This is a genomic window from Bradyrhizobium sp. 14AA (assembly GCF_054185205.1).
On sequence record NZ_JAVAYM010000006.1, the window covers coordinates 101,396 to 120,246 of the forward strand.

Genomic DNA, 18,851 nt, shown 5'->3' on the forward strand with positions numbered 1-18,851 from the left:
AAATTCTCGTCATCGACGCGCCCGCAGGCCTCGCCTGAACGCCGCCCGGTGTCCTTTAAGGTATTGAAATATATCTCTTTCTCATGTTTTCAAGAGGCGCTGCATGGTTTGCACCGCACGCGTCGAGTCCTGGACAGAACGTGCGATCACACCAATTGTACCGACCGCCTTTGTCTTGGAGACTCTGAATGCCCGCCGCCAGCTACATCGACCCCCGCAACGGAAAGCTCTATCCGCTGGACCAGCCGCGCTGGTGCTCGGACGAGCGCACGCCGCTTCTGGTGACACCGGGCGCGGGCATCTCGCGCGACGATATCGACACGCGCACGCGCTCGCTGTGGCGCTACCGGGCAGCGCTGCCGGTCGAGATCAAAGATCCGATTTCGCTCGGCACGGGCTGCACGCCGCTCGTGCAGCAAAACTGGGGTGACCTGCGCCCGCTCTTCAAGCTGGAATGGTTCAACCCGACCGGCAGCTTCAAGGACCGCGGCTCGGCGGTCATGCTGTCCTTCCTGCGGCAGATCGGCGTCAACGCCATCCTGGAGGACTCCTCCGGCAATGGCGGCTCGTCGATGGCGGGGCTTGGCGCGGCCGGCGGTATGCGCGTGAAGATTCTGGCGCCGGCCTCGACGTCACCGGCGAAGATCGCGCAGGTGCGCGCCTACGGCGCCGAGGTGCAGCTCGTCGAGGGGCCACGTGAGGAGTCGGAAGCCGAGGCGATCCGCCAGTCGAGCCAGACCTTCTATGCCAGCCACAATTGGCAACCGTTCTTCCTCGAAGGCACAAAATCGTTCGCCTACGAGATCTGGGAGGATCTCGGCTTTCGCGCGCCCGACAACGTCATCGTTCCCGTCGGCGCCGGCAGCAGCCTGCTCGGCTGCGCCTTCGGCTTCCGCGAGCTGCTCAGGGCCGGCCAGATCGCGAAGCTGCCGCGGCTGTTCGCGGCGCAGCCGCTCAACTGTTCGCCGATCGATGCGAGCTTCAAGGCGGGTGTCGATACGCCAGTGGCGCGCGAGGTGAGCAAGACCATCGCCGAAGGCACCGCGATCAAGCATCCCTTGCGCCTGCGCGAGATCATCGGCGCCCTGCGCGAGAGCGGCGGCGGCACGGTCGCGCTGACGGAGGACGAGATTGTCGCCGCCCTCCGCCGTCTTGCGCGGCAGGGCCTGTTCGCCGAGCCGACCAGCGCCAGCGCGGCGGCGGCACTTGAAAAGCTCTCCGCCGCCGGCGCCATCAAGGCGACCGAGACGACGGTCGCCGTCCTCACCGGCACCGGCCTGAAGGCCGCAACCACCGTCGCCGATCTCGTCCAGTAGGGCCCGATCTGTTGGGCCGTGTTGCGGCGCGGCCCCGCGCGGGACGAGGCCTTTGCAGATACGGGATACCGTCATGCCCGGGCTTGTCCCGCCTGCGCGGCCGAAGCCGCTTCGGCGAGGCGAAGGCCCGGGCATCCACGTTGCCGCGCGCCATGCGAACGCGTTGAACCTTCGCCGTCCCTCGCCAGCCTCATGAGGATCGAGCTCGCGCAACGGGAGAGTTCCATGACCGCGCAGGATCCGTTTGCAGGTTTCAAGGCTATCCAGAAGGAAGCCTGGTCGCTGTTCACGCCGATGGAGTTTTTACGACACCGACCGCCGCCAAGCTCGTCGGTTTTGCCGGCGTTGCCGCCGGCCAAAAGCTGCTCGACGTCGGATGCGGCACCGGCGTGGCCGCGATCACGGCGGCGCGCCGCGGTGCAAAGGTCAGGGGTCTCGACCTCTCGCCGGTTCTGATCGAGCGCGCCCGCGAGCACGCGCAACTGGCGAACCTCGATATCGACTTCGTCGATGGCGATGCCGAAAGCCTGCCCTATGGCGACAACGAGTTCGACGTGGTGCTCAGCCAGTTCGGCCACATGTTCGCGCCGCGTCCGGACGTCGCCATCGGCGAGATGCTGCGCGTGCTGAAGCCCGGCGGCACCATCGCCTTCTCCACCTGGCCGCCGCATCTGTATGTCGGGCGGATGTTCGCGCTGATCGGCCGCCATCTGCCGCCGCCCGAGGGCGTGGCATCGCCGGTGTTGTGGGGCGATCCGAAGATCGTCGCCGAGCGCCTCGCGGGGAAAACGAAGGATCTCTCGTTCGAGATGGACATGATGACGCCGTCCGCCCTCAGCCCGCAGCATTTCCGCCGCACCATGGAAACGACGATCGGGCCTTTGATCAAGCTCGTCGCCCAGTACAAGGACGAGCCGGACAAGCTCAAGAGTTTCCGCGTCGAGTTCGAGGCGCTGATCTCGGAATATTTCGACGCCGGCCACAATGTGATGCGCCAGCAGTTCCTGATGTCGAAGGCAAGGAAGGCGTGAGGGGGAAGCGATAAGCAGCTGCGATCGCACGTGCTTTTCCTTCTCCCCTTGTGGGAGAAGGTGGCGCGAAGCGCCGGATGAGGGGTCTCTCTCCGCGTACTCAGTGAAATTGAACTTGCGGAGAGAGACCCCTCACCCGTCTCGCCGCTATGCGGCGAGCCACCCTCTCCCACAAGGGGAGAGGGTGCAACGAGCAAGCGCCCTCACTCCTTCAGGTCATTCACCCGCTTCACCCAGGCGCGTACGTCGGTGAGCACGGTGGGCAGCACCGCCTTGGCCTCCGCCACGGTCATGCCGGGCTTGATGCGGGGATCGTAGAGCAGGTTGAGGATGTACTGGTCGTAGACGTCGAAAAAGCCCATCGAGACGTTGTCGTTGAACATCGTCCAGGGCACGCTCGTGGTGTCGTTGATCGGGCCGAGCGATTGCAGCAGTTCCTCGTAGGCGCAGTCGAGGAAGGTGAAATCGCCGTTGTCGACGGTGAGGATGACGTCGGAATGCTCGATCTCGAAATTGTCGTTCTTGCGGAAGCCGGACAGGCATTGCGGGTCGAGCGAGCTGCGGATCTCGCGCGCTTTCTCCACGCCGTAGAAGCTGGTGAGAGTGCGGAAGAAATCGCGGTCGCGCACCAGCTTCACCCGCACGTTCGCTGCTTCGCTGGTGTCGATCATGGCGATGTCGAGATGCTGCACGCGCTTGCCGATGTCGGCCACGACTTTTGCGAGCTGCGTCTTGCGGTCGGCGCGGTCGCTCTCGGTGTAGACGCGCACCGGTCCGTCGAACTTGCGGATGCGGTCGACGCGGCCGGCGAGGTGGTATTCGGCGCCGAACGCCGTCTTCAGGAAGCCTTCGACGATCTCGCCGTCGGTAAAGCTCTTCTTCTCGGCGCGCTGGCGTGAGGCGATCGCGGGCAATTCGCCCGCGCCGGCCATGGTAGCGGTATCAGGCACACATATGAGCGCTGCGAGCGCCAGCAGGGCGGCGCGAAAGGCGGGCGAGGGCGGGCTCGAGGCACTCATCGTTGCGCGACGCTGCCGTATTCGCGCCGCGCACACAAGTCCGCAAATTCACGCGCCCTGCGGGTTCCCGCCGCAGCCGGTTAGTTGTTGAGCACGACCACGGTGGTGCCGACCCCGACGCGGCCGTAGAGGTCGCTGACGTCGTCATTGGTCATGCGGAAGCAGCCGGAGGAGACCGCCTGGCCGATCGTCTCCGGCTCGTTGGAGCCGTGGATGCGGTAGAGCGTCGAGCCCAGATACATCGCGCGCGCGCCGAGCGGGTTCTCGATGCCGCCCTTCATGTGGCGCGGCAGGTCGGGGCGACGGGCCAGCATCTGCGACGGCGGCGTCCAGTCCGGCCATTCCTTTTTGGCGGTGATCTTGTGCACCCCGCCCCAGCGGAAGCCGTCGCGGCCGACGCCGATGCCGTAGCGCAACGCCTGGCCGTTCTGGAGCACCAGGTAAAGCCGGCGCTCCGAGGTGTTCACCACGATCGTGCCGGGGGCGTAAGCACCGCTATAGTTGACCGTGGTGCGGGGGATCGGGCTCGAGCCGCCGCGGAAGAAGTTCGGGCCGCCGCCCATGATGTCACGCGAGTCGAACTCCTCGGCGAATGCGCCGCCGGCCGTGGCGGTCAAGAGTGCGATGGCGGCGATCGGCGCGGCAAAAAACCGGATCATTGTCTCCCCCGGAAAAAAATCGATTCAACAGAGGTCACAGGCCATATTTGCGGGCTTTCCGCAAGCCACGGCCCCGTGAGGGCGCCATGCTTAACGATTGGCGTTACCAAATCGGCAACCGCGCCAATTTGCCGGAAAGCGATTAGAGCGTTTTCAAGCGAAGTGGATACCGGTTCGCATAAAGAAAACGCGTCAAAATCAGAATCTAACGCCCCGTTCCGATGGAATCGGAACGGGGCGTTAGCCAAACCAGTGGGTCGTCCTGCGGGGCAGGGCCGCGATGCCCGCTATTGCTTTGACGAAGGCGGCGAACAATGATTGGTCGAACGGATCACTCGAAATCGTCGGTTGCGGGAGCAAGAAGAATGAACGGTGCGGAAAGCCTGGTGCGGACGATGGTCAAGGGTGGGGTGGACATCTGCTTCTCCAACCCTGGGACCTCCGAGATGCATTTCGTCGCAGCGCTCGACCGCGTGCCGGGCATGCGCTGCGTGCTCGGCCTGTTCGAAGGCGTCGTGACCGGTGCCGCCGACGGCTATTTCCGCATGAAGGGAACGCCGGCCTCGACCCTGCTGCATCTCGGTCCCGGCCTCGCCAACGGCCTTGCCAATCTGCACAACGCCAAGAAGGCCAATTCCGGCATCGTCAACATCGTCGGCCAGCATGCCGTCTACCACATCGACTACAACGCGCCGCTGACCTCCGACATCGAGGGCCTGGCCCGGCCGATGTCGTCCTGGGTCCGGACCTCGCCGAATTCCCGATCGGTCGCCGCCGATGGCGCCGCAGCGATTGCCGCCGCCAAAAGCGCGCCGCCGCAGATCGCGACCCTGATCCTGCCCGCCGACACCGCCTGGAACGAGGCCGACGGCATCGCCGAGGTGCCGGCCGAGCAGCAGCGCGTCAGCTATTCGCCGCAGGCGGTCGAGCAGGCCGCCAAGATCCTGCACGGTGACGGCGAAGGTACGTTGCTCCTGATGACCGGCAGCGCCCTCAGCGAGCAGGGCCTGGCGCTGGCCGAGCGCATCGCGGGCAAGACCGGCTGCACCGTGATGGGCCCGACCTTCCGCCCGAAGATGGCGCGCGGCCGTGGCCGCTACTCGATCGACCGCATCCATTACGTCATCGAGAACGCGCTGCCGATGCTGGCGAAGTTCCGTCACATCGTGCTGGTCGAGTCCGACGATCCTGTGGCGTTCTTCGCCTATCCGAACAAGCCGAGCATGCTCAAGCCGGAAGGCTGCGACGTGCATCGCATGACCTCGTGGGGCGAGAATTCGGTCGCGGCCCTCGAAGCCCTCGCCGGCGCCGTGAAGGCCAGCGCAAAGGACGTCAAGCCGCAGGCTTTGGCTGAGCTGGTCAAGCCGACCGGCGCGCTGACTTTCGCCTCGATCGCGCAGGCGATCGCATGTGCGATCCCCGAGAACGCGATCATGGTCGATGAGTCCCTGACGACCGGTCGCGGCTTCTTCCCGCCGACCGCGGCGGCGGCTCCCCATGACTGGCTGCAGAACATGGGCGGCTCGATCGGCTTCTCGACGCCACTGTCGATTGGCGCGGCGATCGCCTGTCCGGACCGCAAGGTCATCACCATGGTCGGCGACGGCAGCGCGATGTACACGATCCAGTCGCTGTGGACGCAGGCGCGCGAGAATCTCAACATCGTCACCATCGTGTTCGCCAACCGCATCTACCAGATCCTGCGCGGCGAGTTCGACAATGTCGGCGCCGGCGAACCCGGCCAGCGTGCCAACGACATGCTGCGGCTCGATCGTCCGACGCTGGATTTCGTGGCGCTGGCCAAGGGCATGGGCGTGCCCGGCCGCGCCGTCACCAACGCCGACGAGTTCAACAAGGCGCTGGCCGAAGCCGTCGCCGAACCCGGCCCGCGGCTGATCGAAGTCCAGATGTAGGGCGCACCCGTCACGGAGTGCCAAAGGCCCGGAGGCACGATGCAGACCGAGCTGAACAAGGTGATCGCGGCGCTCCGGGACTTCTACGCCCACGAGGACTTCCTGTTCGAGAAGGACATCGGCGAGCGGGCGGTGACTCACCGCTTCGCCGTCTATCTCGAGCGGCAGTTTTCGGGCTGGTCAGTCGATTGCAATTACGACCGGCTCGGCGAGCGCACGCTGCACCTGCCGCACGGCACCATCATCTCGACCGATGACCATCTGGGAAAGTCGATCTACCCCGATGTCGTCGTGCATCAACGCGAGATCCCGAACAATCTGCTCGCCGTGGAGATCCGCAAGGCGAGCAATCACACGCCGCTGGAGCACGATCAGCACAAGCTGAGGGCGCTCACCGACGCGCATGTCTGGTTCGCCTATTGGATCGGCGTGCTGCTGGTGCTCGACAGGCACCATGTGACCGTGTCGGAAGTCTATGTCGGCGGCCTCGTCGATGAACCTCTGTCGCGCTGGTTCGCAACGCGGCTGGAGGACATCGGTCTCCGGGCGGCGCATTAGGACGTGGACCCAACGTCCGATTTCGAGGACGAAGCGGAAGTCCCTCGCCTGGCTAATGCATGATCCGGAAAAGTGTGCAGCGGACCTAAAGCGCGATGACGATTCATTCTAATCGCATCGCGCTTTAGTGCGGGGGACTGCAGTCCAGCTCCTTGATCCTCCCGGCGTCGTCGAACGCAAAAAGCGCACTCATGACGCCAGCATTCGTGACGTACGAGATGAGGGTCCCGTCGTCGTCCAGGGGATTGAGATCGTCCAACGTGCCTGCCGGATATTCCCGGAGGCGATCGACCCAATAGGCACGCAGTGCCTCCCGGCCTTTGATGGTTTTGGCGCCGCAGCAACCGCAGTGAACCACGGCATCGTCGGCATACATATCCAGGATCGCTTCGATATCGCCCGCGCGGTAGGCGTCGAGCCAGTCAACGGCAACGGCCATCGGGTCAAAGGACATAATTCTCACCTGCATACCGTCAAAACCTATTAATATAGATCGGGTTAACCCCGCTAAGCCTCTTTCTCCAATCGATTAATTGTATTTTAATACCCCCTACCCGGCCCCGGCCATATGCCGAAGGACATAGACCGGGCTGAGGCAGGGTCCATGTTAGACGCGACTGCGAACCAGGGGATCACCGCGCGTATTCGGCTTGTGATCGTCGATCGACAGCCGATCGTTCTCCAGGGGCTGAAGTCTGTACTCGGGGCACAGCACGACTTCGACGTTGTCGCATCGTCCAGTGATCGGACAAGTTGCCTCGAAGCCATTCGGAAATTGAAACCCGATGTCGCGCTTCTTGCAGACACCCTGCCGGATCTGACGGTCTCCGAGATCGTCGCGATTGCGCAAGCTGAGAAGCTTCCCACGCGCCTGGTGTTCTTTACCGAGTCCGACGCCGGCCACGATCTGACCGCAGCTATTGCGGCTGGCGCCTGCAGCGCAATTTCGAAGTATGCCTCCCCCGACACGATGCTGCGATCGCTGAGGCTGATGGCGAAGCGTGGTGTGTCGCTGCAGCAGTCCGATCTCTCTCCGACCGACAAGGAAGCCGACGGCGGCAAGATTGAAAAGATGCTGGCGCTATTGACGCACCGGGAGCGTCAAATTGTACTGCTGGTGTCGGAAGGCATGTCGAACAAGGAGATCGCGCGCCGGCTCAACGTGTCCCAGGGGACAGTCAAAGTCCATCTGTACAATATTTTTCAGAAGCTTGAGATCACCAACAGAACTGTGCTCGCAACCCTCTCATTGTTGCAGCGTACCTCCGCCTTCAGCACGCTCTCGCTTGCCCTTCTGGCGCTCGCAATTGCGGACGAACTCAAGGCGGCGGAAGCGAACGACGCGTTTCCGCATGACAACGGCATCGGCCACGCGAGCGAGCACGCCGAATATGAGCCCTGGAAAAAAGCCATTCTCCGGCACCTCATCATCTCGGAATTCAGCGAGAGCCCGTCGCTCACCCAAAGAGACTTTCTGGCCAAGGTGGGCCAAGTCACGAACCCGGCGGCGGCAATGGAAGCGCTGCGCGCGGCCGAGCAATCCCTGGGCTCGAAGCCGTGGAACGGTCCTGTCGGATCGAGCACGCTCAATCTCCCTGCGCCTTTACTGCGAGGAGCCAGCGACACACAGATTGGAGGTGACCCGACCCCGGAACATCAATTGCCGCGGCTTGCTTCCAATCCGATGTCGATTCACGGAGGCTATGCCAACTTCGCCGCTCTTGCCGGCGCGTTGATCTACGGACTGCAGGACTCCCATGTCGCGGCACACTCGCATGACGCGGGGCAAGCGTCGATCGATGGCCTCCTGGCCGTCACCGGAGAGAATGCGACCACCAATGCTGACGCTACTCATGTAGGCAACTCAGTCCCGGATTTCCTTCACGAGTCCCGCCTGCCTTCCACGTTGGTGACCACTGGAAACGAAAGCGCCGCCGCAGACGGCGCTCGGAGCCAAACGAGTCATGACGCCGCGGGTGCCGACCTCCAAAAATCGGCTGGCTTGGCGGACTCTGGTCACGATGCCAGTCTTGCCGGATATGGCGGCGATCAACTGACAGGCGGCAACCCCGGTGAAAACGCTGTCGATCGCTCCCCAGGCGATTCCAATTCTACCTCTTCCGCCCCCGGCTTCGATTTCGGATCCGGGGCGAGCCGGATCAATCTTGCGGCTTTCGGAGCGCTTGCCTGGCTGCATATGACCGCAGCAGGCAAGTCCGTACCACCACATACCATTGCCTGGATCTACGACGCCGCAAGCAACGAAACGATCGTCTATGTGAATGCGACCGATCATGCTCTCGATGTCGGGGATCGCAGCCTGGTGGAAGTCCATCTGCAGGGGATCGTATCTGTTGCGCAGTCGGATGTCGTCGGCCAGCCGGAAGTCACGGCTGCCGCAATCACCCTGGAGCAGCTCGAAGAACTGCTGACAGAGGCGTCCGCAACCGATGAGACTGGTCTCAGTACGGACAATGTCCATGCCATTGGCGGGGCGAGCGAGAGCACACTCGGCGCGGCTGGAGCTTGGAGCATTCCGTCCGACGACGGCTTGAGGTTCCACTTCGGGCAGACTCGGACCGGCTTACGGGATTCGACGAAGTTCAGAACCTCCACGAGCGATTCGAGGGATGCAACGGAAGAGAGCGATGGTGCGTCTGCCGTGCCGGCTCACGTATCATCAATCGCGGTTGCTCATAGCGCGACGGCTACGAGTGCGACAGCTGCGGCAGTCGAAAATCCCACATCGAAGAGTCAGCCGGTCAATGCGGACACCGGCGTGATGTCGACCGGGCTGAACCAGATCGTCGCAACGGACGACAGCACGGGCCGCGGTAACTCGCACGCTTCGGAGACAGCGTCTGCAAAGATGGCAGCCGCGGAGTCGTCGGAAGATGACTCCACTCCGGGTAATGCGGGCGGCAACAGCGCCGAGCATCGCGCTGAGGCTTCGGAGAAGACCGAACACGGCAACTCCGGGCACTCGAACTCTGCGAACGCGGCGGACGCAGCCGAGGGCGCCGAGTCGGACGTCGCAACGGGCGCCAATGCGGGCCACGGTAACTCGCACGCTTCGGAGACAGCGTCTGCAAAGGCGGCAGCCGCGGAGTCGTCGGAAGCTGACTCCACGCCGGGCAACGCGGGCGGCAATAGCACCGAGCATCGCGCTGCGGCCTCAGAGACCGCGCAAGGATCAGCGAAGGCGGAACACGGCAATTCCGGGCACGCAAAGTCTGCAAACGCAGCGGACGCAGCCGAGAGTATCGAGCCGGACGTCGCAACGGCCGCTAATGCGGACCACGGTAACTCGGACGCTTCGGAGACAGCGTCTGCGAAGGCGGAAGCTACGGAGTCGACGGAAGCTGACTCCACGCCGGGCAACGCAGGCGGCAATAGCGCCGAGCATCGCGCTGCGGCCTCAGAGACCGCGCAGGGATCAGACAAGACGGAACACGGCAACTCCGGGCACGCAAACTCTGCAAACGCAGCGGACGCAGCCGAGAGTGTCGAGCCGGACGTCGCAACAGCCGCTAATGCGGGCCACGGTAACTCGCACGCTTCGGAGATAGCGTCTGCAAAGGCGGAAGCTACGGAGTCGACTGAAGCTGACTCCACGCCGGGCAACGCGGGCGGCAACAGCGCCGAGCATCGCGCTGCGGCCTCAGAGACCGCGCAGGGATCAGAGAAGACGGAACACGGCAACTCCGGGCACGCAAACTCTGCAAACGCAGCGGACGCAGCCGAGAGTGTCGGGCCGGACGGCGCAACGGCCGCTAATTCGGACCACGGTAACTCGGACGCTTCGGAGACCGCATCTGCAAAGGTGGCAGCCACAGAGTCGACCGAAGCTGACTCCACGCCGGGCAACGCGGGCGGCAATAGCGCCGAGCATCGCGCTGAGGCTTCGGACGCTGCGGGGGCGTCAGCGGCAGAGAAGACGGAGCACGGCAACTTCGGGCGCGATCTACCCTCAACCTCTGCAAACGCGCCGGACGCAGCCGGGATCGTCGATCCGAGCGTCGCAACGGCTGATGGCCCGGGCGGCGGCAACTCGCAGCACGCGTCGGACCCAGCGTCTGCAAAGGCGGCCGCCACGCAGTTGGCTGAAATTGACTCCACGCCGGGCAACGGCGCCGGCAAGGACAACGGGCATGGCGCTTCGGCTTCGGACGCTGCGGGACCGTCAGCGGTAGCGAACACGGCGGCGGTCGTCGAGCACGGCAACTTCGGGCACGACTTAGACTCAACCTCCGCAGGCGCGCCGGACGCAGCCGGGATCGTCGATCCGAGCGTCGCAACGGCTGATGGCCCGGGCGGCGGTAACTCACAGCACGCTTCGGACCCAACGTCTGCAAAGGCGGCAGTCACGGAGTTGGCTGAAGCTGACACCACACCGGGCAACGGCGCCGGCAAGGACAACGGGCATGGTGCTGCGGCTTCGGACGCTGCGGGGACGTCAGCGGCAGCGAACACGGCAGAACCCGTCGTCGTGGAACACGGCAATTCGGGGCACTCAACCTCTGCGGACGCATCGGATGCCGCCGGGAGCGTCGATCCGAGCGTCGCAACGGCTGATGGCGCGGACAGCGGCAACTCGCAGCACGCTGCGCAATCTGCTGTAGTCGCATCAGCAGCCGCACAGCCGGCCAAAGCTGCGCCCGAGACTGGCAGCGCAGATCAAGACCTGGTGTTCCGCTTCGATAGCGCGGCAACTCCTTCTACTCTCGTCGTCGCGGTCGTTGAGCCACAAGATCTGAACAATGCGCTCGACCCGCACGTTCCGCCCGGTCAGAACACCGGCATCGCGGCGATCGTCAACATCGTCTCTGCTGCACTGGACGATCACACAGCCAGCCACGGCAATAGCGGTTCGCATCATGCCGCTGCATCTGCGCATCATGACTTGCTGATTTGAAGCGTTGCCTTGTCATTGACTGAAACTGGGCAGGCGCGCGACAGCGAGGGCCGGATGTTGAGCAGGCTGCCGCCCGCACAGCGCGGGCGGCCTCTACGTCATCGATCCTTGCAAGCTCAGTGCAGGGGATCGCCCTGGCCGAGTGCGTAGGCGACGAGGTCCTTCAGCGCGAAGCTGGCGCCGGTCACCGGCGTCCATTGCGGATCGAGCGACAGCACCGAGGAATTGTCGCCAAACATCATGCCGAGGAAGACCTCGGCCACGATGCGACCGCCGACGGGCCCGAGCTGCGGCGTGTTGATTCCGGCCGCCGGCGTGCCCGTGGCCGGGATCATCACGGCGGTCTGGAACTGCCGCGCCTCGGCCAGGATGTAGGTCCAGAGCGGGCAATTGCCGGCAAACACGCCGTTCGCGATGGTCGCGATCGGAACTTGCGGATCGTCCGGGCCGGGCTCGTCGACGGCCTTGCCGATGATGATCTGATCGTCGGTCAGCGGCGTCAGGTTCATCGCCCTGGCGACGGCCTGGCCCGAGGGCAGGCCGAGCCGCCAGCCGCGTTCGAGATTGCGCAGCGCCAGCGAGGCCGGATTGGACGCGACTTCCGGCGGCAGCTTGCGCAGCGGGTCCACCAGCGAGGAATCGATGCGGTAGGCGAACTGAAGCCTCCGCTTGTTGTCCGAATTGGTGTCGTCGTCCTCGATGCCATAGGGCCGCGTGTCGAGATCGATGAAGCGGCCCCAGTCCATCGCGCGTCCCGGACCCATCGCGCGGAATCCGGTCAGCGCATTGTGGTCGGGATTGTTCGGATCGGGGAAGATCTGCAACAGCATGTTGGCCGCATCGTTCAGCCGGTAGCCGGGGCGGATCATGGAGTGCCCGAGCCGATAGGCTGCGACCGAGAACTCGACCGGCATGAACGGATAGGTCTTCCAGTGGTAGTGAGCGAGCTTGCTGCGATCGTAGCGGCCAGCGGTCTTCAGCTCGTCCAGCACGCTGGCATGGACGATGCGCGGCAGGAAGTCGTTCAGCACGACGTATTGATAGTGGAAGCGGACGCGCTGCTGCACGTCCTCGAACGACAGGCTGTCATTGTCGTCGACCATGCGGTTGTGAAAGCGCAGCATCAGGGCCTGGAACTGCGAGACGATGCTGTTCTCGTCGTTGCGGGGATCGCCGATCAGCGCGCGGCCCTTGAAGCGCGGCAGGTCATGCGTATCCGGCACTCCGGTGCCGCTCAGCTTCTCGCCGAGGCGGAACTTGACGCCGTCATACATGTAGGGCTGATCGTTCGGCCCGCGGCCGTAGACATTGTCCAGATCGAACGACGGCGTGCGGAAGTCGACGAGCCCGTCGGGATCCTGCTGCTTGGTCAGCGAGCTGACCGGATCGAAGGTGACGTCGTGATCGATGAACTGGCCGAAATAGGTGTAGAGCGCGGGAATGCCGCTCTCCTCGGCGTCCGGTCCATCCTTCGGCGCATCGAACTTGCCCACCATCTTGTCGGCCAGCGCCGACAGATTCGCGATATTGCCGGCATCGTTCGCGCCGAATGTCGCCGGTGTGAGCTTGCGGAACATGCGGCCGAAGCGGCCTTGCGAAAGCGGCGAACGGGTTGCGTTGAGACCGCGCGGAATAACGGCGTGACGACTGCTCATCGAAATCACCTCCCTGAAAAGTCACGGTGGAAACGAATAAAGCTAAAGTTGTTCGCAATAGAATATGCATGCAAAGCTAGATCAGGGATTTGCGCGCGCCACAAGGCGCTGCTTCACACGGTGCGCGACATCGACGTTGTTCCGGAGGGGAGCGTTGCGAACAAGCTGCGGCCGGGCTTTGCAAATTCTTCCCGGAGCGATGACGGATAACATTCTCGTCATCGACGCGCGCAAGCAGCTTCGTGCCGTGTCAATTCGCCGGACTGTCGGCGAAGCGGATCGTCTTCACGCAAAAATTGTGGCGGCGCGCGCGTGATGCGCGCACGCCGCAACGTCGTCAGTAGCGCTGCTGCGAGTACGCGTAGCGCGGATTGATGCCGCAATAGGCCGACGTGCCGGACGCCGTGGCGGCGCATTGCTGGTAGCTCGCGAACTGGCAGTTGCCGGGATAGCCCCACATGCGGCCCTGCAGGCAATATCGATCGTTCGAAGGATGCGCCTGGGCCGCCGGGGATGCTACGGCGATCAGGGCTGCGAACGATGCGAGAGTGAGGATGGTGCGACGCATTTCAATCTCCTTCGAGAATAATGGTTGGGATGGTCAGCCGGGTGTTGGTTCTCCAGGGAACCCGTCTGATGCGTGGTCGTGCCTGTGTTGGTGTCGGCACGATGTCTTGCGTTCGCGACGAGGCACATCATGACGCACCCGGCGGCCCGCTATGTGATCTCGGCCACAGTTTGCGATGGGGTTCCGGCCTATCGTGAGCAGACTTGCACGCGTCGATCCCGGAGAATTACGCTTCTCTCATTCGGATCAGGTATTTTGGAGGTTCTGATGCAAAGGTCATATTTGCTGGCTGCGACAGCAGCGCTGGCGCTTCTCGTGCAAACACCGCTCGCGCTGGCCCAGACCGCGCCGGCTGCCGGTGGAACCGCGGCGCCTGCGGCGACAACCACTGCGCCGGCCGCGACAACCACAACGCCGAGCGCAACCACCGACACCTCGAGCCAGCCGACCGACTCCAAGAAGAGCGCGTCGAAGAAGCCGGCCAAGAAGAAGATGACGCGGCAGCAGGAGATCGATCATTCGGTCGACAGCGGCACCGTGCCCGCGCGCTATCGCAGTTCCGTGCCCAAGCAGTACCAGCAATATATTCCGTTCGAGAAGCAGTAGTGGATTGCACGGCGGCATGGCGCGATCGGGTGTCGCGCCGCTGTGCCAAAATACCGCCCTGGTCAGGCGGATTTTGACAACACATCCCCAGTGGCGGTCCGCGAGTGTGGTGCTAGAGTAGGCCGAGGCACCGGGGGGACGTAATGAGCGACGACGTGAAGGATGCTGGCCTTGTGGCCATGATCAGCAGCATCCTGGGAGGCAACAAGCGCGCAGACAGCGTTGCGCCGCCGCCGCTCGCCGAGGGTCCGCCGACAGCGCCGACCAATGGATTCGAATCGGTCGCGGTGGCCACCCCGGAAGCGACATCGACCAGGCCGGAGGATGCGCCCAACGCGGCGCAGGCGGCCGCGAAGCCGGTCGAGCCGCCGCCGAAGATCGTCACGACGCGGGATGGCAAACAGCTGCTGCCGGCGGAGGCGATCGCCGATCTCGTGCTCGGCGAACTCCGCAAGATCGAGGATTTTCCGGCGACCGGCGCCTCGGTCACGGTCTATGGCTACCGCCACTGGAACGCCATGATCACCTTCGCGCCGTTCTCGACCAGTTTCCAGAACGCCACGCGGTTCCGCCAGGCCATGCCGGATCTCGTCTTCAAGCTCCGTCGTTTCGTCGAACTTGAGATATAGTCCGGGGCAATCGGCGCACGGCGCCGGTCCCCGAAACAGTTCGACAGGATTTTCGAATTGAGCGTCGCCTTTACCAAGGAAGAAAGCGCCGAAACCGCGTCCGAGACGCTGTTGCCGGACCGCCCGATCTCGCCGCATCCGAACCTCGTGACGGAGGCAGGCCTGCAGGCCTTGCAGTCGCAGCTTCAAGACGCGCGCGAGGCCTATGAAGCCGCGCAAGCCATCGAGGACGTCAACGAGAAGCGCCGGCAGTCGGCGGTGCCGTTGCGTGACGCCCGCTATCTGACGGAGCGGCTGCGCACGGCGCAGGTCGTTGCCGATCCGTCCTCGACCGATAGCGTCGCCTTCGGCAGCACGGTAACCTTCAGCCGCGCCGACGGCCGCGTGCAGACCTATCGCATCGTCGGCGAGGACGAAGCCGATCCGAAGGCCGGATCGATCTCGTTCGTAGCCCCGGTCGCGAAGTCGCTGATGGGGAAGGCGGTTGGCGACGTCGTGGGTTCAGGTGCGCAGGAGATCGAGATTCTGTCGATCGCGTAGGGTGGGGCGCGTATGTCGGTCTGCTTTAGACCTGCGGAAGCTCAACTCCGGTCAGCCTGCTCAATTTTTCGATCAGTTCGTCCTGAAAAACCGGATTGGCTGCCTCTCTGGCCGGCTGCTGCTGCTGGAGATGATGCCAGTAGCGCCCGCTGACCAGGGCAGTGGGATCCTCGCTCGCCGCCAGCCAGGTCTGGGTCCGTTGTCCGGTGTCGACATCGACCGGGGCGCCCGATCCACCCATCTTCGTGCGGACCCAGCCGGGATCGACGGCGTTGCTCAGGACTTTTGGCCAGCGTCTTGCCAGCGCGAACGCCAGCGCGACGACGTGCAGCTTGCTCTCGGCGTAGGCCTTGGCCGAATCCCAGGCCCTCCTCGTCCAGTCGAGGTCGTCGAGCGAGCCCTCTCCACCCCTGTGCAATCCGCTGCTGAGATACACCAATCGGTCGGGCCGCTCGATCAGCGCCGTCAGCATGTACGGCGCAAGCGTGTTGATGGCGAGGGTTTCGGCATGTCCCTCCGGCGTCGAGCCACGGCTGAGCCGCGTGTAAACGCCGGCGTTGTGGATGACCGCATCCATGCGCCCGATCGTATTGACCTGATCTGCGATGCCTCTTGCATCTGCGGCACTTTTGAGATCGCCGACCGCGATCCCGGCGCAACGCGACGCGAACTCGCCGATTGCAGCAGCGCGATCCGCCGATCGCGCGTGCAGCACCACGCGGTGACCTTGATCAAGGAGCGATTGTGCCGCGGCCCGGCCGAGACCGTCCGTGCTGCCGGTGATGAATACGATCGCCATACGCTGCGTCTCCGGATGTTTCGGGCCGCACTCTACAGCGCCCGCGCGTCACTTCCGATACTGTTCGTCGCTCACCTTCTCCATCCAGTCCACGGTCTTGCCGCCGGAGGATTCCTGGATGGCAATATGGGTCATCGCCGTCGTCGGCGAGGCGCCATGCCAGTGCTTCAGTCCCGGCGGAAACCACACGACGTCGCCGGGCCGGATCTCCTCGACGGGGCCACCTTCGCGCTGAACCCATCCCAATCCCGCGGTGACGATCAGCGTCTGCCCGAGCGGATGCGTGTGCCAGGCGGTGCGGGCCCCCGGCTCGAAGGTGACCTGGCCCGCGGCCACCCGAGCCGGGTCAGGGGCCTGGAACAGCGGATCGATGCGCACCGTGCCAGTGAACCAGTCTTGCGGTCCCTTCTGGGAAGGCCGCGATCCGTTTCGCTTGATGTCGAGGTCCAAGTCCATGGTCATGTGAGTCTCCTGTGCTTCCGGCGCGCGCGCCTGCGCCCGGCGAGTTCCGATGGTGACGGCTGCGCCGCCAATGAGGACGCTCCTGCGCGTGATCACGGCATGTCTCCGCTCAGCGCGGTCGCTTTTCGATGACATCCTTGACGACTGGCGCTGCGGAGAACGCATTGGGCCAGCCGGCATAGAAGGCGAGGTGGCCGAGCACCTCACCGGCTTCCTCCCGCGTCAACCCGTTGTCCATCGCGCGGTTCAAATGATAGGTGATCTGCGCGACCTGACCGGTCGCGATGAGAGCGCTCACGGTGACCAGACTGCGGTCGCGTGGCGCCAGCGCCGGCCTCAGCCAGAGATCGCGGAACAGCACGTCGGTGGTGTACTGGACGAGGCTTGGCGTGATTGGCCCGAACTGCTCGCCGACGCGTGTGGCCCGCTGCTTCTCCGCGGCTTCGTCGAGCGGCAGTTGCGGTCCCGAGGCCGGCGGAAGCTGGTCGGCCCCGATCTTGCGGCTCTTGAAGACGTCGCGGGCCGCCGGGATCGCATCCATCGCGTTCGCCCAGCCGGTGTAGAAGGCGAGGTGCGTGATGATCTCCGATATCTCCGACGGCTTGACGCCGTTGTCGAGTGCGCGTGCGAGATAGTCCGGCAGCTCCACGGTCTGGTTGCGCGCGATCAGCGCCGCGATCGTGACGATGCTGCGGTCTCGCGGCGAGAGACCAGGTCGCTTCCAGAGATCGCCGATGACGAATTTTTGCGCGTAGAATTCGAGCGCAGGCGCGACGGCGCGGATGTCTTCCGATGTCGACATGGGATTTGCTCCTTTGACGGCTGCCTGGTCCGCGGCGGCCGGGCCGGCGGCGACCAGACAGAATGACAACAAGGTGGTTGCGAGCGTTCTCATTGCGGATGTCCTTCGACGGTGAACGGGTGCGCCAGCAGCCACCAGGCGACCAGCGCGGCGCAGAGCACGGTGACGGCGCTCGCGAGAAACAGGAGGTTCAGCCTCGCGCCCGTCGCGATCAATCCAAGCGCGGGGCTGGCGATCCCTTGGGCCAGGTCGAGAAAGGCGGTGTAGGCGCCCATGGCCAGGCCGCGGTTCTGCACGGGAACGCGGCGCACCGCCTCGACGCCGAAGCCGGGATAGATCAGCGAGAAGCCGAATCCGGTGAGCGCGGCGCCGGCCAGCGCCATCTCGGGTCGCGCCGCCAGCCAGATCAGGGCCTGTCCGGCGGCTTCGATCAGGGCACAGAGGAGCGCAACCCTGGCGCCGCCGATCGCATCGGCCAGATGACTGAAGAACACGCGTGCCAGAATGAAGGCGACGGCATAAGCCGTATAAGCCAGCCATCCATTGTCCCATCCCCGGCTCGCAAACAGCAAGGCGACGAACGTCGTCACCGCGCCGAAGCCGACGCTGCCGAGCGCCGATCCGACGCCCGGCACCCATACGGCGCCGAGCACCTTGGCGAACGACAAGCGCGCCTGCTGCACCGGCGCCACCGCGGGAAGCTGCACGACGAACAGCAGGGCCAGCAACGGCGCCGCAATCGTCGCGAGCGCGATCGCGGCGAAGCCGTAGGCGGCATAGAGCGCGGAGCCTGCCGGCGCACCGATGGCGAAGGCAGCGAACATCGCCGAACCGACCCAGGCGATGACCTTGCCGGTGTTGCCGCTCTCGACGAGGACCAGACCCCAGCTGACTGCGGCCGTGATGATGAAGCTCTCCGCGGCGCCGAGCAGGCCGCGGCCCAGCAGCAGAAGGGTCACCGAGGCCAGCGGAACATCAGTGAAGTCGAGCGAGAGCAGGTACAACAGGCCGGATGCCGCAGCCGCGACGAGGCCGGCGACGACACCGCGCTTCGCCCCGCGTCGATCCGAGACGTGACCGGCCCACGGCCGCGAGACCAGCGAAGCTGCGAACTGGCTGCCGGCGACCAGGCCGACCACGAACGTGCCGAACCCCAATCCGTCGTGCACGTGGAGCGGAAGCACGGGCATCGCCACGCCGATGACGAGGAAGGCGAGGAAAACCACCGCCATGATCGGCAGCAAATTCGCCGTGACGCGAAGCGAGGCGGCGGGCTGCATGGCTGTGTCAGGCATGCTGATTCAGGGCTCCCAATGGCTGCCCCGAACCTAGGACCTTCGCCGATCCGTGATTAGATGATAGATTTCGCATGCGGTTAT

At 64.5% G+C, this 18,851-nt stretch carries 17 protein-coding genes; 8 read left to right on the plus strand and 9 right to left on the minus strand.

The features are described from left to right. Positions 1 to 188: 188 nt before the first annotated feature. Together RAD15_RS13675 and RAD15_RS13680 are read left to right on the plus strand one after the other, a co-directional pair. The gene (locus RAD15_RS13675) at positions 189 to 1,316 is read left to right on the plus strand and encodes a threonine synthase (protein WP_458178184.1); all 1,128 of its coding nucleotides are present in this window, start codon (positions 189 to 191) and stop codon (positions 1,314 to 1,316) included. A 362-nt stretch (positions 1,317 to 1,678) separates the two neighbouring features. Next, entirely contained in the window at positions 1,679 to 2,347 is a 669-nt protein-coding gene (locus tag RAD15_RS13680; protein WP_458178577.1) for a class I SAM-dependent methyltransferase, read from the plus strand. A gap of 203 nt (positions 2,348 to 2,550) precedes the next feature. On the opposite strand, the gene RAD15_RS13685 is transcribed toward RAD15_RS13680, so the two are convergent. Further along, a complete protein-coding gene (locus tag RAD15_RS13685; protein WP_458178186.1) occupies positions 2,551 to 3,366 on the minus strand; it encodes a DUF2927 domain-containing protein in 816 nt (271 codons plus the stop codon). 80 nt (positions 3,367 to 3,446) lie between these two features. Beyond that, positions 3,447 to 4,025: a L,D-transpeptidase gene (locus RAD15_RS13690; RefSeq protein WP_458178188.1), complete on the minus strand. Its 579-nt coding sequence runs from the start codon at positions 4,023 to 4,025 to the stop codon at positions 3,447 to 3,449. Between the two features lie 365 nt (positions 4,026 to 4,390). Between RAD15_RS13690 and RAD15_RS13695 the strand changes: the two genes are divergently transcribed. Then, positions 4,391 to 5,938: an acetolactate synthase large subunit gene (locus tag RAD15_RS13695; RefSeq protein ID WP_458178190.1), complete on the plus strand. Its 1,548-nt coding sequence runs from the start codon at positions 4,391 to 4,393 to the stop codon at positions 5,936 to 5,938. A 39-nt stretch (positions 5,939 to 5,977) separates the two neighbouring features. Then, positions 5,978 to 6,496 (plus strand): hypothetical protein, encoded by a 519-nt coding sequence (locus RAD15_RS13700; protein WP_458178192.1) that lies wholly within the window; start codon positions 5,978 to 5,980, stop codon positions 6,494 to 6,496. A 124-nt stretch (positions 6,497 to 6,620) separates the two neighbouring features. Here RAD15_RS13700 and RAD15_RS13705 read toward each other — a convergent pair whose 3' ends face one another. Next, entirely contained in the window at positions 6,621 to 6,950 is a 330-nt protein-coding gene (locus RAD15_RS13705; protein WP_458178194.1) for a nuclear transport factor 2 family protein, read from the minus strand. Positions 6,951 to 7,100: 150 nt separating this feature from the next. On the opposite strand from RAD15_RS13705, the gene RAD15_RS13710 reads away from it, so the two are divergent. Continuing rightward, a complete protein-coding gene (locus tag RAD15_RS13710; RefSeq protein WP_458178196.1) occupies positions 7,101 to 11,411 on the plus strand; it encodes a LuxR C-terminal-related transcriptional regulator in 4,311 nt (1,436 codons plus the stop codon). Positions 11,412 to 11,527: 116 nt separating this feature from the next. Here the strand turns inward: RAD15_RS13710 and RAD15_RS13715 are convergent, their stop codons facing one another. Together RAD15_RS13715 and RAD15_RS13720 are read right to left on the minus strand one after the other, a co-directional pair. Next, positions 11,528 to 13,066 carry a peroxidase family protein gene (locus tag RAD15_RS13715; protein ID WP_458178198.1) on the minus strand — a complete coding sequence of 513 codons (1,539 nt, stop codon included), beginning with the start codon at positions 13,064 to 13,066 and terminating at the stop codon, positions 11,528 to 11,530. A 337-nt stretch (positions 13,067 to 13,403) separates the two neighbouring features. Beyond that, positions 13,404 to 13,634 (minus strand): DUF3551 domain-containing protein, encoded by a 231-nt coding sequence (locus RAD15_RS13720; RefSeq protein WP_458178200.1) that lies wholly within the window; start codon positions 13,632 to 13,634, stop codon positions 13,404 to 13,406. 267 nt (positions 13,635 to 13,901) lie between these two features. On the opposite strand from RAD15_RS13720, the gene RAD15_RS13725 reads away from it, so the two are divergent. The 3 genes from RAD15_RS13725 (at position 13,902) to greA (ending at position 15,409) form a co-directional block, all read left to right on the plus strand. Further along, entirely contained in the window at positions 13,902 to 14,240 is a 339-nt protein-coding gene (locus tag RAD15_RS13725; protein ID WP_458178202.1) for a hypothetical protein, read from the plus strand. Positions 14,241 to 14,383: 143 nt separating this feature from the next. Next, positions 14,384 to 14,869, plus strand: coding sequence for a hypothetical protein (locus tag RAD15_RS13730; RefSeq protein ID WP_458178204.1), 486 nt, complete (start codon positions 14,384 to 14,386; stop codon positions 14,867 to 14,869). A gap of 57 nt (positions 14,870 to 14,926) precedes the next feature. Beyond that, a complete protein-coding gene (gene greA / locus RAD15_RS13735; protein ID WP_458178206.1) occupies positions 14,927 to 15,409 on the plus strand; it encodes a transcription elongation factor GreA in 483 nt (160 codons plus the stop codon). A 25-nt stretch (positions 15,410 to 15,434) separates the two neighbouring features. On the opposite strand, the gene RAD15_RS13740 is transcribed toward greA, so the two are convergent. The 4 genes from RAD15_RS13740 to RAD15_RS13755 all read right to left on the minus strand — a co-directional run bounded on the left by RAD15_RS13740 (position 15,435) and on the right by RAD15_RS13755 (position 18,767). Further along, a complete protein-coding gene (locus RAD15_RS13740; protein ID WP_458178208.1) occupies positions 15,435 to 16,208 on the minus strand; it encodes an SDR family NAD(P)-dependent oxidoreductase in 774 nt (257 codons plus the stop codon). Positions 16,209 to 16,256: 48 nt separating this feature from the next. Beyond that, entirely contained in the window at positions 16,257 to 16,670 is a 414-nt protein-coding gene (locus RAD15_RS13745; protein ID WP_458178210.1) for a (R)-mandelonitrile lyase, read from the minus strand. 109 nt (positions 16,671 to 16,779) lie between these two features. Beyond that, positions 16,780 to 17,565: a carboxymuconolactone decarboxylase family protein gene (locus RAD15_RS13750; protein WP_458178212.1), complete on the minus strand. Its 786-nt coding sequence runs from the start codon at positions 17,563 to 17,565 to the stop codon at positions 16,780 to 16,782. Further along, entirely contained in the window at positions 17,562 to 18,767 is a 1,206-nt protein-coding gene (locus tag RAD15_RS13755) for an arabinose transporter (protein ID WP_458178214.1), read from the minus strand. Before RAD15_RS13755 ends, RAD15_RS13750 begins: the two co-directional genes overlap by 4 nt. Positions 18,768 to 18,851: the final 84 nt, after the last annotated feature.

Coding starts and splice junctions, on each gene's coding strand:
- RAD15_RS13710 (WP_458178196.1), top strand. CDS start 7,101: ATGTTAGACGCGACTGCGAACCAGGGGATCACCGCGCGTATTCGGCTT.
- RAD15_RS13675 (WP_458178184.1), top strand. CDS start 189: ATGCCCGCCGCCAGCTACATCGACCCCCGCAACGGAAAGCTCTATCCG.
- RAD15_RS13745 (WP_458178210.1), bottom strand. CDS start 16,670: ATGACCATGGACTTGGACCTCGACATCAAGCGAAACGGATCGCGGCCT.
- RAD15_RS13730 (WP_458178204.1), top strand. CDS start 14,384: ATGAGCGACGACGTGAAGGATGCTGGCCTTGTGGCCATGATCAGCAGC.
- RAD15_RS13700 (WP_458178192.1), top strand. CDS start 5,978: ATGCAGACCGAGCTGAACAAGGTGATCGCGGCGCTCCGGGACTTCTAC.
- RAD15_RS13750 (WP_458178212.1), bottom strand. CDS start 17,565: ATGAGAACGCTCGCAACCACCTTGTTGTCATTCTGTCTGGTCGCCGCC.
- RAD15_RS13715 (WP_458178198.1), bottom strand. CDS start 13,066: ATGAGCAGTCGTCACGCCGTTATTCCGCGCGGTCTCAACGCAACCCGT.
- RAD15_RS13690 (WP_458178188.1), bottom strand. CDS start 4,025: ATGATCCGGTTTTTTGCCGCGCCGATCGCCGCCATCGCACTCTTGACC.
- RAD15_RS13705 (WP_458178194.1), bottom strand. CDS start 6,950: ATGTCCTTTGACCCGATGGCCGTTGCCGTTGACTGGCTCGACGCCTAC.
- RAD15_RS13720 (WP_458178200.1), bottom strand. CDS start 13,634: ATGCGTCGCACCATCCTCACTCTCGCATCGTTCGCAGCCCTGATCGCC.
- RAD15_RS13685 (WP_458178186.1), bottom strand. CDS start 3,366: ATGAGTGCCTCGAGCCCGCCCTCGCCCGCCTTTCGCGCCGCCCTGCTG.
- RAD15_RS13755 (WP_458178214.1), bottom strand. CDS start 18,767: ATGCCTGACACAGCCATGCAGCCCGCCGCCTCGCTTCGCGTCACGGCG.
- RAD15_RS13695 (WP_458178190.1), top strand. CDS start 4,391: ATGAACGGTGCGGAAAGCCTGGTGCGGACGATGGTCAAGGGTGGGGTG.
- RAD15_RS13725 (WP_458178202.1), top strand. CDS start 13,902: ATGCAAAGGTCATATTTGCTGGCTGCGACAGCAGCGCTGGCGCTTCTC.
- RAD15_RS13740 (WP_458178208.1), bottom strand. CDS start 16,208: ATGGCGATCGTATTCATCACCGGCAGCACGGACGGTCTCGGCCGGGCC.